General features: G+C 49.6%; 11 protein-coding genes and 1 riboswitch. Of the genes, 9 read left to right on the top strand and 2 right to left on the bottom strand.

The genetic code is table 11. The features are described 5' to 3' along the window. Window positions 1-1,980 (top strand): LTA synthase family protein, encoded by a 1,980-nt coding sequence (locus tag NIA71_RS14265; protein WP_253020748.1) that lies wholly within the window; start codon window positions 1-3, stop codon window positions 1,978-1,980. Between the two features lie 529 nt (window positions 1,981-2,509). Here NIA71_RS14265 and NIA71_RS14270 read toward each other — a convergent pair. Further along, a complete protein-coding gene (locus tag NIA71_RS14270) occupies window positions 2,510-3,328 on the bottom strand; it encodes a GH25 family lysozyme (RefSeq protein ID WP_148397106.1) in 819 nt (272 codons plus the stop codon). Window positions 3,329-3,413: 85 nt separating this feature from the next. Between NIA71_RS14270 and NIA71_RS14275 the strand changes: the two genes are divergently transcribed. The 4 genes from NIA71_RS14275 (at window position 3,414) to NIA71_RS14290 (ending at window position 7,776) form a co-directional block, all read left to right on the top strand. Continuing rightward, window positions 3,414-3,947: a GNAT family N-acetyltransferase gene (locus NIA71_RS14275; protein ID WP_148397105.1), complete on the top strand. Its 534-nt coding sequence runs from the start codon at window positions 3,414-3,416 to the stop codon at window positions 3,945-3,947. Further along, a complete protein-coding gene (locus NIA71_RS14280) occupies window positions 3,937-4,569 on the top strand; it encodes a GNAT family N-acetyltransferase (RefSeq protein ID WP_148397104.1) in 633 nt (210 codons plus the stop codon). Before NIA71_RS14275 ends, NIA71_RS14280 begins: the two co-directional genes overlap by 11 nt. A 1-nt stretch (window position 4,570) precedes the next feature. Next, the gene (gene ybaK / locus NIA71_RS14285; protein WP_253020749.1) at window positions 4,571-5,053 is read left to right on the top strand and encodes a Cys-tRNA(Pro) deacylase; all 483 of its coding nucleotides are present in this window, start codon (window positions 4,571-4,573) and stop codon (window positions 5,051-5,053) included. Window positions 5,054-5,148: 95 nt separating this feature from the next. Then, window positions 5,149-7,776 (top strand): hypothetical protein, encoded by a 2,628-nt coding sequence (locus tag NIA71_RS14290; RefSeq protein ID WP_253020750.1) that lies wholly within the window; start codon window positions 5,149-5,151, stop codon window positions 7,774-7,776. A 471-nt stretch (window positions 7,777-8,247) separates the two neighbouring features. Here the strand turns inward: NIA71_RS14290 and NIA71_RS14295 are convergent, their stop codons facing one another. Next, entirely contained in the window at window positions 8,248-9,402 is a 1,155-nt protein-coding gene (locus NIA71_RS14295) for a M20 metallopeptidase family protein (RefSeq protein ID WP_253020751.1), read from the bottom strand. Window positions 9,403-9,590: 188 nt separating this feature from the next. Further along, a riboswitch (Lysine riboswitch) is annotated at window positions 9,591-9,769 on the top strand. 163 nt (window positions 9,770-9,932) lie between these two features. Here NIA71_RS14295 and lysA point away from each other — a divergent pair. The 4 genes from lysA to dapA are packed head-to-tail and all read left to right on the top strand — an operon-like array spanning window position 9,933 to window position 14,193. After that, window positions 9,933-11,216 (top strand): diaminopimelate decarboxylase, encoded by a 1,284-nt coding sequence (gene lysA, locus NIA71_RS14300; RefSeq protein WP_253020752.1) that lies wholly within the window; start codon window positions 9,933-9,935, stop codon window positions 11,214-11,216. Window positions 11,217-11,274: 58 nt separating this feature from the next. Next, window positions 11,275-12,483, top strand: coding sequence for an aspartate kinase (locus NIA71_RS14305; protein ID WP_148397099.1), 1,209 nt, complete (start codon window positions 11,275-11,277; stop codon window positions 12,481-12,483). 11 nt (window positions 12,484-12,494) lie between these two features. Next, window positions 12,495-13,316: a diaminopimelate epimerase gene (dapF, locus tag NIA71_RS14310; protein WP_148397098.1), complete on the top strand. Its 822-nt coding sequence runs from the start codon at window positions 12,495-12,497 to the stop codon at window positions 13,314-13,316. A gap of 1 nt (window position 13,317) precedes the next feature. Next, on the top strand, window positions 13,318-14,193 hold the full coding sequence (gene dapA / locus NIA71_RS14315) for a 4-hydroxy-tetrahydrodipicolinate synthase (protein WP_253020753.1): 876 nt from the start codon (window positions 13,318-13,320) through the stop codon (window positions 14,191-14,193). Window positions 14,194-14,214 lie beyond the last annotated feature (21 nt).

Consider the following 14,214-nt stretch of genomic DNA (forward strand, 5'->3'; position numbering starts at 1 on the left):
ATGGAGAAGTTGAAATCTTTTTACAGAAAGTATTTGCGAAACAGTATTGTGTTTTCTGCGGTGCTGGCGCTGGCAATGAATCTCTTCATTGAAACGATGGCAAGGCATTCGCTGATCGGGAGCCTCCGTTTTTTTGCAGAAAGCCCCGCAGTATTCTTGTTTAATTCATTTATTATTTTTGCCACTTATTCAATCGTCCTTCTTTTCAGACGAAAGATTTTTTGGTATGTGGTGATTTCCGCGCTATGGGTTGCTTTAGGGGTTACCAACGGGATTATTCTGCTCAACCGTATGACCCCGTTTACTGTAAAAGATATGGCCAATCTGGGCGACGGGCTTTCCATCGCCACCAACTATTTGTCCACGGCCACCTTGATCCTGGCAATCGTCGGCATCCTTGTCCTTGTAGCCGGACTGATTCTTTTGTTTCTTTTCGCTCCCAAAGCAAAGAGAAAAGTCAATTATAAAAGAAGTATTGCTGCCATCTTAATCGTTGCAATTGCCACATTCGGAGCCTGGCAGGGGGCTGTTAAGACTAAGACCGTGGAAACGTTCTTTGGCAATCTGGCGTATGCCTACCGCGACTATGGGGTGCCCTATTGCTTTATCAGTACTTGGCTCAATACCGGTATCCGAAAGCCTGACGGCTATTCGGAGCAGGCTGTGAAGTCCATTTTTAAGAGCGGTGAGCTCAGTAAAGACGGCACCTATAAGGTTGAAAAAAAAGATGAGGATGAAAAACATCCAAATATTATCTTCCTGCAGCTGGAATCTTTTATCGACCCGACCCTTGTGGAAGGCTTCAGCTATTCGAAAGATCCCATGCCCAACTACCGAAAACTGATGAAAGAATATTCCTCCGGTTATTTGACCGTGCCGTCCGTAGGAGCAGGGACCGCCAATACGGAATTCGAGTCCATGACCGGAATTAGTGTAAAATTCTTTGGCCCGGGAGAATATCCGTATAAATCGGTGCTGCTGGAGAAAACCTGCGAAAGCATTCCTTATGATTTGAAGAATATCGGCTATTCCACCCATGCCATTCACAATCATAGAGGGGCGTTTTACGGTAGAAATAAGGTGTTTCCCAACCTGGGATTCGATACCTTTACGTCTCTGGAATACATGAATAATGTCGTTAAGACAGCAAAAAACTGGGCCAAAGACGGTCTGCTGACGGATCAAATGATCGATGCCATGAAATCAACAGAAGGCAGAGATTATATCTATACCATTTCCGTACAGGGGCATGGCAAGTACCCCACCGAGCAAGTTCTTGAAAATCCGGCAGTCAGCGTAACGAAGGCTCCGTCCGAGGAACAGAAATGGCAATATGAATATTATGTGAATCAGGTCTATGAAATGGACCTTTTCATCAAAGATTTGACCGACCGGCTCTCTCAATTCGATGAGGATGTTGTTCTCGTCATGTACGGCGACCATCTCCCGGCCCTGGATATGACCGAGGAGCAGATGAAAAACAAGGACCTGTTTTCGACCGAATATATTATATGGGATAATTTTGGCTTAAAAAAAGAGGATAAAAATCAGGCGGCTTACGAGATTGGTGCTGATGTACTCAACCGGCTGGGTATCCATGAAGGACTGCTGACCGAATACCATCAGAAATACGAGAACAGCGCAGGCTATATGAAGAATTTAGAAATGCTGGCCTATGATATGCTTTACGGTCAAGACTATATCTATGGAGGGAAGAGTCCCTTCAAGCCGACAGATATGAAAATGGGCATCAATCCGATCAAGATCAACGATATCGTTAAAATCGGCGAAGATTATTATATTAAAGGTGAAAACTTTACGGAATACAGTAAAATATCCCTGGACGGAGAGGTGCTGGATACCATTTATCTGGGACCGACCATTCTGGGACTGAAAGAAGAAGTGGATCCTTCCGACATCAGCAGGATGAAGATCAGCCAGGTAGAGAAAAACAAGGAAATCTTGAGTACGACGGAATAAAGAGAGCTAGCTGTGGCTTGATGAATCTCTTTTATGAATTCTGTGTTTTGAGCGGCTGCTATCAAAATCCTTGAAGGAACTGCTTCTTTGGGGGCAGTTTATGACCGATCACCCGGCGATAAAAAACGATCAGGATATGCCATGAAATCAGCCAATCCTGATCGTTTTTTTGTGGTGCACTATGTGAACGTATCTCTTTGATGGAATATAAAAGAACATACCTTGCAAAGCGTCGCTGCTTGTCAGCGACATGTCTGCATAGATGATTAATGATTCTTTCTGCGTCTTTTCGTAAATCGGTACAGACAAATCAGTACAAGTCCGGAAAGCGTCAGCAGACATATTGGTATCCACAGATCTGTACGGGCATCGCCGGTGGCCGATACAGCCCTCCGCTGTTCTGTGCTGTCCTGTGATGGGCTGCCGGCAGTAGATGATAACGCCTGGTCTTCCTCGATCCATTTGGCATATAAGGTAAAGCCTCTCCGCCCTCGTTTGCCTGGATTTAGATCCAAGCGGAGGGGGCAAGCTATCGTTTAATAATCAGTTTTTCTCCCGGGCGGATCAGGTTTGGATTGAGCTCCACAATTCTATCTACGGTCGTATCATAGCGGCGGGCAATCTTTTCAAGGGTATCGCCCCGCTTTACCCGATACACAACAGGCCGTTCCTTAACTCTTTCATGGCGCTTTAAATAAACGCCGTCCTTAAAGCGGTCCAGATCAACAAGACCGTCGATACCGGAAATTCGGCCTCGATCGCTGTACTGAAAACCTTCCCAGGTGCTCCAATGCCCAGTGGTGTAAGGTTCATCCCGGCCGTAATCAGCCACCCACAGCGGATAACGGGCAAAGTGCCGTGTCCAAAGGCTTTCAACGTTGCTGGCGTCCGAATAAAGCATGGGTTTCAATCCGGTCAACTTTTCCAGCTCCGCCATATAAGCTCGGGCAATGGCATTGATTTCACGCCTGCTTAGGTCTCCGAACTCTTCAAAATCCATAGCCGGTCGGCATTCCATCTTTCGCTCATTAATCAACGTCGCGAAAAAATGCGCTTGCCTGCGGCCTTCATCTACCGTTCTGGCCGTCACAAAATGATAAAACCCGATATCCAAATGGTGCCTTCTGGCCTCACGGTAATTTCGCTCAAAATACGGATCTACAAACCGGGAACCTTCTCCCGCTTTCATATATACGACCCGAATCCCCGCATCCCGTACTCTTGCATAATCGATTCTGCCCTGCCACTGACTTACGTCAATGCCCCTTTGCTCACTGGCGGCAAAGACCGGCTGGGCGACGGAAAAGCAGAGTATCAAAACGAGGACTACAGTCAATATTCTTTTCATGGTGATATTCCTCCCAATAATACGATATGCAAAGCTTTGATAAATGGGTACCTTATGTGGTATAGTTATAAAACAGGAGGTGAATATGAAAATTTTGGAGACAAAGAGGCTGATCCTTTCCACCTGGACCAGAAAGGACGCGGCAGATCTTTATGAATACGCGAGGAATCCCAATGTGGGCCCTCACGCCGGCTGGAAACCCCATTCGGACGTCCGGGAGTCCAGGAGAATCATCAAAACCATCTTTCGGCCTCACAATGTCTGGGCGATTCGAGACCGGGAGAACGGCAGAGCCATTGGCAGCATCGGCTTTGATACGGACAAATACAGGCCCAATATCAACAGCAGAGAGCTGGGGTACTCCCTTTCGGAGGCCTACTGGGGCAAAGGAATCATGACCGAAGCGGCCCTGGAAGTAATACGCTACGGCTTTGAGACGATGAAACTGGATATGATCTGCATTTGTACCGGACCGGAAAATAAGCGGTCCCAGAGCGTGATTCGAAAATGCGGATTTACCTATGAAGGGATGCTCCGTAAGGCCTATCGGATTTACGACGGTACCTTGCGGGATGTTTTATGCCATTCACTGATGAAGGAAGAATATTATGGAAATTAAAGGATTATATAAATTAAAAAGAGAAGATGAAGAAAAATTAATTCAAACCTATAAAGAAGCGTTTGCCGATTATCCCAAGCTGATGGTCGCTTTCCCCGATAAACGGGCCAAAGAAGCGGCACTGGAAGCATCGCTGCGCTACTATGTGGCCTACGATATGGAATACGGCGAAGCTTTCGCCTTGGATCCGTCCATCAATGAAGGGGTCTGCCTGGTCTATTCCAAGGATATGACTTACACGGAAGAAAAGCATATTCAAGCTGGAAGCTATTCTCCTGAATATAAGGCGGCGATGGCTCAGCTCACAGAAGAAGAACAACAGTGCAGGGTCGCTTTGTTCGATGAGTTGGACCGGCTGGAAGAGCAGGTTGACATACCGGAGCCCCATCTATATGCGGACTTTTTAGGCGTGCGGCCGGCCTGCCAGAAACAGGGCCGGGGACACAAACTGATGGAAGCCGTTTGTGCTTTTGCCAAGGAAGAGGGTCTGCCGATCATGCTCTTTACCAATACGGATGATGATGTGGCCTTCTATCAAAGCCTGGGATTTCGGGTAATCGATGTGGTACATTCGGAGAAATTCGGATTTACCAATACTTATTTGATCAAGGAGGCTAAGTAGGATGGCCCGCAGCAAGACAAAGACCAATGCTGTGCGGATTATTGAAGCGAAAAAAATTCCCTATCAGGTTTACGAATATGAGGCCCCGGACGGGTTTTTGGATGGAGTGTCGGTGGCCAGAGCGACCGGTATGCCCGTTGAACACGTATTTAAGACGCTGGTGCTGCAGGGGCACAGCAAAGAATACTATGTGTGCGTCATCCCGGTAGCCGAAGAACTGAATTTGAAGAAGGCGGCAAAACATTTTGGCGAAAAAAAGATCGAAATGATTCCCGCCAGGGACATTACAAAAGTAACCGGCTATATAAAAGGCGGCTGCTCCCCCGTGGGGATGAAAAAGCAGTTTAAAACTGCTGTCGATGAGAGCGCGGCTGCCCAGGATACCATCATTGTCAGCGCAGGGAAGGTGGGGCTGCAAATGGAAGTGCCGTTGAAGCCTCTGCTGGAAATTACCGGCGCCCAGCTAAAAAATTTAACAGATTGAGAAAAAAAGACAAGGGTTACATTGTGATGTAACCCTTATGTAACTTTTGGGGTGTATACTGTTCTTACAAGATGAGGAAAGAATAGGAGAATCCCATGAGAAAAGAACGTCGATTCTTAAGAATCATAAGCTTAACAGCAGTATTCATGCTCTTTGGCCTGCAAGCCGCAGGCTCCAGTTTTGCTGCTGAAGAAAGCACCCAGCCGGCAGACCTCCAGACAGAGGCCGCTGCCGCAAGCAGCGATGCAAAGGAAACAGACCAGATTCAGAAAGAGCAGGCTGTTGATGCAAAGGAAGAACAAAAGCAAGAAACACAGGAAAAACCGGTGCAGCCGGCCGTAAAGGCGGCAAAGACCAAAACAGCCGTGACAAAGGATGCAAAAGCAAAGGCAAAGGCTTCTTCCACGCTGGACTTGGCTGACGGCGATCTTTACCTTGCAGAAAAGACGATTACCCAGGGAACTTCTTCATTTGATCATAAAAATACCGTTACTGTAACAGGAACAGGCAGCACGATCACAGCAAAAAAATACAGCGGCACGATCGTACTGAAAGATGCCAACATTAAAAAATCTTTGAAATTAACCGAAGGCTCCGATGTGACTCTGATTTTAGAAGGAAAGAATCAGATCGAAGGCGACAAGGATACTGCTCTGCAGGTTACTGCCGGAAATAAAGTGACCATTGAAGGAGACGGACAGCTGACTGCAGAGGGAAGTGACAATGGGGCCGGAATCGGCGGCATTGCCAACAGCGGATCAAACGGTTCCTATAAAAAAGCGGATCGGGCCTGCGGAACCATTCTCATGAAGTCGGGCATCCTTATAGCCAAGGGCAGCGGAAACGGAGCCGGAGTCGGCGGCGCTAACCACTGCGACGGGGGAGTGATCACCATCACCGGTGATGCGGACGTGAAGGCCATAGGAGCAGGCGGCGGAGCAGGAATTGGATCCGGGCTTGGAAGTTCAAAAAATAAGGGCAATGATGGAGACAAAGGCCCCGGATATTACCAGGGCGGAACCATTACCATAAGCGGCAGCGCTAAGGTGAAAGCAACGGGCGGCGGAAACGCGGCCGGAATCGGCGGCGGCATGTACGGCGACAGCGGCAAAATCATCATCAGCGGCGGTTATATTGAAGCTGCCGGCGGCCAGGGCGCCACCAGGAACCACGGCGGAGCAGGAATTGGCGGCGGCTATGAAGGACACGGAAACGTTACCATTACCGGAGGGCAGGTTGTCGCGGCCGCAGATGGAAGCGCCGCTACAAGCAGTGCAGCCGGAATCGGCAGCGGCGGAACCCCCAACAGTAATCAAGATAGAGGGATTACCGGCAGAGGCGATGCTGCTTTGCTGGATCGAACAGCAGTTATCCTTTCCGGCGGCCAAATTTCCGCCAATGGAGCCGCAGGCGGCGGAGCGGGAATCGGCGGCGGATCCGGAGCCGATGAGGTTATGGTTGACATCAGCGGCGGAACGATCACTGCAGAAGGGGGAGCTAGCACAAGAAGCGAAAAACTCGGCGGAGCGGGAATTGGATCCGGAGATCCCAATACAGGGAAATATGCGTCCAATACCAAGCTCAATATCAACGTTGACGGCGGTGCCATCAAGGCTGTCGGCGGATGGGGCGCCTCCGGTATTGGCTCCGGTGCTGAAAACACACATACCGCCCATATCGCTGTCAGCGAGAAAGCATCTGTTACTGCCCTGGCTGACGGCACAAAATTTGCAGTAGATACCTTTAATAGGACTGAGGGAAGTCGTAAAGCCACAAACGGCGCGAAGCTGCTCCAGGGAACCTTTATGAACAAAGCGGAATATGAAGGCTTGGATGTAACCGTTTATAAAGACGCTATTCCCGACAGCGGACTGGATCTGTTCTATAGCGAGAAAGCTGCAGAAGTATCTCTGCCGGAGGGATATCGTTCCTTCGCAGTGACTGTGGATAAAAATCAGCCTTATCTGGTTCAGGGCGGCGACCAATGGTTCAGCATGGATGTGGATCAGGCAAAAGAAGATGAAGCGGTTGAAGGCGCGGTCCACACAGCCCATTATGCCACAGGCGATGCCCATCTCAGCGATAACTGCTGGCTCTATGTACGGGATGATGTTTACGCGGAGCTGATCGTTCCTGATAATAGCGATCCGGAGCAGCCGGCAACGACGACAACCACTACTACAACGACAACCACCACAACATCAACGAGACAGACAGGGGGAAATGGAGCAGCGGCAGCCCCAGCAGCAGCGGCAGCAGGCCCTGCAGCCGCAATACCGCCGGCAGCGCTCCCTCAGACGGCTCCGGCCAATGATAATGGAGATGATGCAGCACCGGTTACCATCAAAGACCAGCCTACACCTCTGGCAGCAGGCGCAGGCGCCCACTGGGCGCTCCTCAACTTGATTTTAACCATCGCAACAGCGCTGCTGAGCATTCTTCTGTTGATCCTCTACGTTACAAGGAGGAAGCAGGAAGCTGATGAAGAAAACGACCAGCCGGAGACGGAGATCAAGAGAAAAGGAATCCTTCGTCTGTTCAGCGCAGTCGTAGCCATTGGATCGATTATCGTATTTGTTCTGACAGAAGATATGTCGCTGCCCATGCAGTGGACGGACAAATGGACCGTCGTAATGGCTGTACTGGCCGTTATCCAGGTACTGACGGTGATCTTCGCTAAGAAGAAAGAAAAGGAAGTAGAAGAAGACGAGACATACGCTTAGATATATGAAGAGCAAAGTCGGCATTGCCGATTCTAAAAAAGTAGACATTGCTGAAAGGCAGGAAATATCACTAACGATATTTCCTGCGTCATAAAAAAAGGTCGGGCGGTCGCTTTATGCGGCCGCCCGGTCTTTCGTTATGCGCCTGGATTCCGGCGCTGCCGGGATCCGAGCGCAAGTGTCATTGCACGGAAAAAAACGAAAAATATTTTTAGAATTTACGTCATTTTCAACGATTGCGCCGCTTCAATCGGGCCTTTTAGGTGCCAAGTTCGATTTTTTGGTGTGGCCCCCAACATGAGGTTGCGCAAACCCACAAGTTTGCTAAAAAAATGCAGATTTTCGCAGAAGTTTACCGGATTTTGCGGCAGATTCTGATAATCCTGCCGGCCCTACTACGAATCCTCGGTCCATCACGAACTCCCGGCCCGCCTCAAACCTTTACCGCTGCCTCTCGACACCCAATCCAGTCTACTGATGTAACAGCAGCGTCTTATACAGCTCCAAGCCCTGGACCAATACCTGCTCATCGAAATCAAAATTATTGCTGTGAAGAGCGATCCCGGTTCCCGTTCCCAGAAAAAAGAATACCGAAGGAACCTGCAGACCGTAAAAAGAGTAATCTTCCGAGATCATAGCCGGAAGCTCCATTTCTTCATAGGACAGATGCTCTTTTACAGCAGGAAGGATCTGGTGGTACAGCTCCCGGTTGTTGAATACCGGCGGATAGCCTTCACTGTGGAACGCTTCGATGCGGCAATCATACTTCTCCGACAGCGCATGCGCCGTTTCCTCCAAAATGGACACCAGTCCGGCAAAATCCTCATCGGAGAAGGCCCGCATCGTTCCCAGCAATGCGCTGTAACCGGAGATAACATTGCGCGCAGTTCCGCTTTCCATCTTGCAGATTTGAACGATTGTCCGCTCCTCCGGCGTGGGGTCGGCCTTGCACCTTTTTTGATGGAGAGCGTAAATCTCCTCGATGTAGCGGCAGCCGATCAAGAGCGCGTCGATTCCATTTTCCGGAGCCGTGGCATGGGAGGTACGGCCGAACACCTCAATAGTAATCTCCGAAGAACGGGGCATCATTGGGCCCCCTTTGCTGCAGATTCTTCCTGCCTCAAGAAACGGCCACATATGAACGCCAAAGATTCGGTCCACATGATAGGTTTCCAACACTCCGGTCTCGCAGATTTCCTTTGCGCCTCCCGTCGTTTCCTCAGCCGGCTGAAAAATACAAAGAACGTTGGCAGGAAGCTCCTTTTGTGTATCAACATATTGAGCCATCGTCAGCACCATCGCCATATGGCCGTCATGGCCGCAGGCATGCATCCTGCCCTCATGAAGAGAGGTGTAGTCCGCCTGGTTTACTTCCGTCACCGGCAGCGCGTCCATATCCGCCCGAAAGGCGGTGGTCGTGTCCTTCCCGCGATCAAAATACGCATAAAGCCCCGACTCCATCACCTCAACAACCTGACAATCCAGCTGATCCAAGACAGACTTGATATAAGCCTTTGTTTTCGGCAAGTCGCGGCCCAGCTCGGGAATTTTATGTAACTCTCTTCTATGGAGAGTAAGCAGCTTCTGAAAATCCATAAATCTGGTCCCTTTCTCTTTTTTAACCATGATACTATCCGCGCTGGCTCTTGTCAAAGAAAAACCGGCGGAAAGATGCTGATGACCAGCAAGAACTGTCAGCTCAAAAATCTGCGGTGGAGCAGAACAATTTATTGATCAGACACAGAAATTCAAAAAAATTGTACAAATTCACAAAAAAGGGTTGCAATATCAGTGAATTTCTAGTACACTAAGCACAAGTTGATAGAGGCGCGAAGCAAAAGAAGGATCAGAGAGCCGGCAGGCACAGACCTGATCTGGAGGTACCTTCGCCGAATCGAAGTTTCCAGGCATGGCGCTTCGGTGGGCATACAGCGAACAGCTGTGTGACTGTCTGTTTTGAACCACGATTCAAAACAGTTGAGCTATCCGTTCGTGACATTTGATTGATTCAGTTTCATTTGGAGGCGGCGTTTTCCGCCATCAGATACTGTTAATTATGGTCAGCGGGGATTGCTCGCTGGCCTTTTTTCGTATAGATCAAAGGACTGCGGGATCATATCAACAGAAATAAACTAAAGGAAAAGAGAAGAAACAACATGGCAACATTAGAAATCGGAGGAATTGACTGCAAAAGACTGGCAGAAATTTCAGGAACACCGCTCCTGATCTACGATGAAGCAAAAATTGAAGAGCAGCTGGCAGCAGCGACAGAGAATTTCCAATCCCAGAGGTTTGAGACGGAAGTGGTCTACGCGGCCAAAGCCTTTTCCTGCAAAGCCATCTTTGAAAAGGTGCGGCAGGCGGGCGCGGGGCTGGATGTAGTCAGCGGCGGCGAGCTGTACTGCGCTCACCAGGCGGGCATGCCCATGGAAAAGGTCTATTTCCACGGCAACAACAAGTCGGAAGAAGAGCTGAGAATGGCCCTGGAGCTGGGCTGCGGAACTGTCGTGCTGGACAACGACATGGAATGCCGAAAACTGGCCCGGTTGGCGGAAGAGCTGAAAAAACCCATACAAGTTCTATTGAGAGTCAATCCGGGCATCGAAGCGCATACCCACGAATACATCCGAACATCCGGGTCCGACTCCAAATTCGGAATATCCATCGCCAAGAAGAACGAGATCAAAGCACTGGTAAACATCGCCATGCTTAGCGATTACGTTCAGTTCAAAGGTTTTCACAGCCATATCGGTTCCCAGATCACAGAAGCGGCAGCGTTTGAAGAGGCACTGGCCATCATGCTGGGATTTATCCGTGAAATGCGGGACGGCTACAACATATCGACAAAGCATCTTAGTATAGGGGGTGGATTCGGCATAAGATATACTGCCGATGATAAACCGATCCCCTTGGGGGAAATGGCGGAAATTCTGGCCCGTACCTGCGAGAGGCTTTTGGATGAAAAAGGCGTCAGGCTGGAAAAGCTCCTGATCGAACCGGGAAGGTCCATTGTAGGGGAGGCGGGATACTCACTTTATAAAGTGGGATTCAGTAAAGATACCGACACCAAGCACTTTCTCTTTGTGGACGGAGGCATGAGCGACAACATCAGACCGGCGCTCTACCAGGCGGATTACAGCTGTGACATCGCAAATCGTCTCGGAGAGGCTAAGAATAAAACTTACTGTATCGCCGGGAAAAACTGCGAGTCAGGAGATATTCTCATCAAGGAAGCAAAACTTCCTGATACGGCCTGTGAGGGAGATTTGCTGGTGATGTACGCGACCGGAGCCTACGGCTACTCGATGGCGAGCAATTACAACCGGGCAGGACGGCCGGAAGTAATCTTTGTAAAAGACGGCAAAGCCCGCAGAGTGCTCAAGCGGGAGTCCTATGAAGACCAGCTCAGGCTGGAGGCGGATGAACCGCTCAGCCTTTAGTCTTCTGCCAGAGCATAAAACAGTGGAGATTTTTATCACATAAGAAAGGACAATAAAGATGAATGTAGTACAAAAATACAATGGCAGGTGCGTCGATACCATTGACAAAATAAAGGCCATAGCCAAACATGTGGCCGAGACCAGACAAGAAGGCGACGGACTGGTTATCGTTGCCAGCGCAATGGGAAGGACCACAGACCGTCTGATGAAGATGGCGCAGGAAGTTGGCGAGGAGATTCCAAAGCGAGAGCTGGATGCCCTTCTTGCCACCGGGGAGCAGCAGTCCGTTGCGCTTTTAGCCATCGCTCTCAACAATCTGGGAGTACCGGCGGTGTCCATGACCGGGTTCCAATCAGGATTCATTACCAACGATTACCACACCAACGCCAAGATCAAAGAGATCAATACGGAAAAGGTGGAAGAAATTATTGCCCAGGGAAAGGTTGCGGTAGTAGCCGGTTTCCAGGGCGTCAGTGAGGACGGAGACGTGACCACTCTTGGAAGAGGCGGCTCCGACATCACAGCCGTAGCCATAGCGGCTCATCTGGAATGGCCGTGCGAAGTATACAGCACAACAGACTGCCTCTATACGGTTGATCCACAGGTCTATCCACAGGCAAAGCGTCTGCCCGCCATCACCTACGAGGAAATGATGGAACTGGCCAATCTGGGAGCGGATAAACTGGAAACTCGCAGCGTGGAGCTGGCCAAAAAATACGGCGTTAAGTTATTTTTAGGAAAGTCATTGGAAAGGGATAAAAGTAAAGGAACATACATCATGAACAACGATAATTTATTAGTAGAAGATATGCCGGTTACAGGCATGAGCATCCAGGAAGATATCGCTATTTTCACACTGAAGAATGTAAAGAACGACGGCAGAACCGTTGCCGAATGCTTCAAGATTCTGGGAGAGCTGAACATCAATGTTGATATGATCTCCCAGCAGAGCACGGGCAAGGATACTTGCTCCGTATCCTTCAGCTGCACCAGAGCACAGGGCAAAGAACTGAAAAAGCATATCGATGCAGACAAAGCCTTTGCCGGCGTAACCGTTGAATGCGAAGAGGATCTGGCGATGATCTCTCTGGTGGGTGTAGGAATGGCAACTCATTCCGGCGTGGCCAGCGAAGTGTTTAATGTACTGGCGGCCAATGACATCAAATACTATCATATAACGACTTCTGAAATCTCCATTTCCGTAACCGTGGATATGGAGTGGAAGATCAAAGCGGCCCTTGCCTTAGCGCAGGCATTTGATCTGTAAGGAGAAAAGCAATGATTCCATTTGCCAAGTATCACGGATGCGGGAACAACTTTATCATTGTAAAAGAACAGGATGTTCTGGGAAAGGACTACAGCCTGCTGGCGCAAGCCGTGTGCTGCGCCGCTACCGGAATCGGAGCCGACGGACTGATTGTCGTCAGGGAAGAGCCGGAGCTGGAGATGGTTTTTTACAATATGGATGGAAGCCGCGCTCCCATGTGCGGAAACGGCATCCGCTGCTTTGCGGCATATTGCTTTGATAACGGGATTCGGACAGAAGCGGTTTATCCGGTCAAGACACTGGCGGGGGAAATGATCGTAAACAGGATCGAAACTTCCCCCTTCCTGGTCAAGATCAGCATGGGAAAGCCCAGCTTTCGGTCGGCCGATTTCGGCGTTCTTGACGGTTCGGAGACCTTTCTTGCGCAGGAACTGGAGACCACAGAAGGAACCTTTACGGTCAGCAGCTGTTTTATGGGCACGGTCCATACGGTGGTCTGGGTGGAGGAATTTCCTTCCGAATCAGCGGCAAGCCAGCTTTCAAACCATCCCGTTTTCACCGAGAAAACCAACGTAAATTTTGTAAAGAGAATGGATTCCAAAACACTTGCCATCAAGACCTTTGAACGGGGTGTAGGGTTTACCTTTGCCTGCGGCACAGGAGCCTGCGCGTCTCTGGTCATGGGTATCAGGCAGGGCAGATGCGGCAGCAAAGTAACGGTCCGCCTGCCATACGGCCGCTTGATCATCGAGCAGCTGCCGGACGGCGAAGTAACGATGGCCGGTCCTGCGGTAAGGGTTGCGGAAGGTACATATATTCAGGAGGAAATTTAAAATGATAAGAGGCTCAATGGTGGCATTGATTACACCATTCAACGAAGACGGAAGCGTCAATTACGACAAGCTTAGAGAGCTGGTCGAATGGCATATAGCCGAGCAGACCGACGCCATTCTGGTGCTGGGAACTACGGCGGAAACACCGGCTCTGACCATAACCGAAGAAGATGAGATCGCCAGGATCTCCATTGAAACTGCGGCAGGCAGAGTTCCCATCATCGTAGGCAGCGGATCCAACAATACGATGATCGCCATGGAACAGAGCATCAAATACGAAAAAATGGGAGCTGACGCCCTGCTGGTCATCACCCCTTATTACAACAAAACCAACAAAGCAGGAATGGTCAACCATTTCTATACCGTAGCCGATGCGGTCAATATTCCCATCTATGTCTACAACGTTCCCGGACGGACGGGCGTTTCTCTGACTTATGAAGCATTAGCCGAGATCAGCAAGCATAAGAATATTGTAGGCATTAAGGAAGCCAGCGGAGACATGTCCTTTATCACCAAAATCTCCAGGCTGATCACCGATGATTTTAACGTGTACTGCGGAAACGACGATATCTCCATCCCTCTGATGTCAATGGGCGGAGCGGGAATCATTTCCGTGCTGGCCAACATTTTGCCGCGTCAGACACATGAGATGGCCATGGCCTATCTGGAGGGCGATGTGAAAAAGGCCGCTGATATGCAGAAGTATTATCTGGACTTTATCAATGCGCTCTTTATCGAAACCAATCCGATTCCAATTAAGGAGGCCATGAATCTGGTGGGAATGAACGTAGGCGGCTATCGAATGCCGCTGTGTCCCATGGAAGAAGATACAAAGGCAAAACTGATCGAGACCATGAAAGCGATCGATTTACTATAAGGTATTTGTGCAGAAAGGAAA

This window comes from Ihubacter massiliensis (assembly GCF_024125305.1).
Taxonomy (GTDB): domain Bacteria; phylum Bacillota; class Clostridia; order Peptostreptococcales; family Anaerovoracaceae; genus Hominibacterium; species Hominibacterium faecale.

What these genes read in the sequence shown, in the direction of transcription:
- NIA71_RS14265 (WP_253020748.1), top strand. Translation starts at nt 1, where the DNA reads ATGGAGAAGTTGAAATCTTTTTACAGAAAGTATTTGCGAAACAGTATT.
- NIA71_RS14270 (WP_148397106.1), bottom strand. Translation starts at nt 3,328, where the DNA reads ATGAAAAGAATATTGACTGTAGTCCTCGTTTTGATACTCTGCTTTTCC.
- NIA71_RS14275 (WP_148397105.1), top strand. Translation starts at nt 3,414, where the DNA reads ATGAAAATTTTGGAGACAAAGAGGCTGATCCTTTCCACCTGGACCAGA.
- NIA71_RS14280 (WP_148397104.1), top strand. Translation starts at nt 3,937, where the DNA reads ATGGAAATTAAAGGATTATATAAATTAAAAAGAGAAGATGAAGAAAAA.
- ybaK (WP_253020749.1), top strand. Translation starts at nt 4,571, where the DNA reads ATGGCCCGCAGCAAGACAAAGACCAATGCTGTGCGGATTATTGAAGCG.
- NIA71_RS14290 (WP_253020750.1), top strand. Translation starts at nt 5,149, where the DNA reads ATGAGAAAAGAACGTCGATTCTTAAGAATCATAAGCTTAACAGCAGTA.
- NIA71_RS14295 (WP_253020751.1), bottom strand. Translation starts at nt 9,402, where the DNA reads ATGGTTAAAAAAGAGAAAGGGACCAGATTTATGGATTTTCAGAAGCTG.
- lysA (WP_253020752.1), top strand. Translation starts at nt 9,933, where the DNA reads ATGGCAACATTAGAAATCGGAGGAATTGACTGCAAAAGACTGGCAGAA.
- NIA71_RS14305 (WP_148397099.1), top strand. Translation starts at nt 11,275, where the DNA reads ATGAATGTAGTACAAAAATACAATGGCAGGTGCGTCGATACCATTGAC.
- dapF (WP_148397098.1), top strand. Translation starts at nt 12,495, where the DNA reads ATGATTCCATTTGCCAAGTATCACGGATGCGGGAACAACTTTATCATT.
- dapA (WP_253020753.1), top strand. Translation starts at nt 13,318, where the DNA reads ATGATAAGAGGCTCAATGGTGGCATTGATTACACCATTCAACGAAGAC.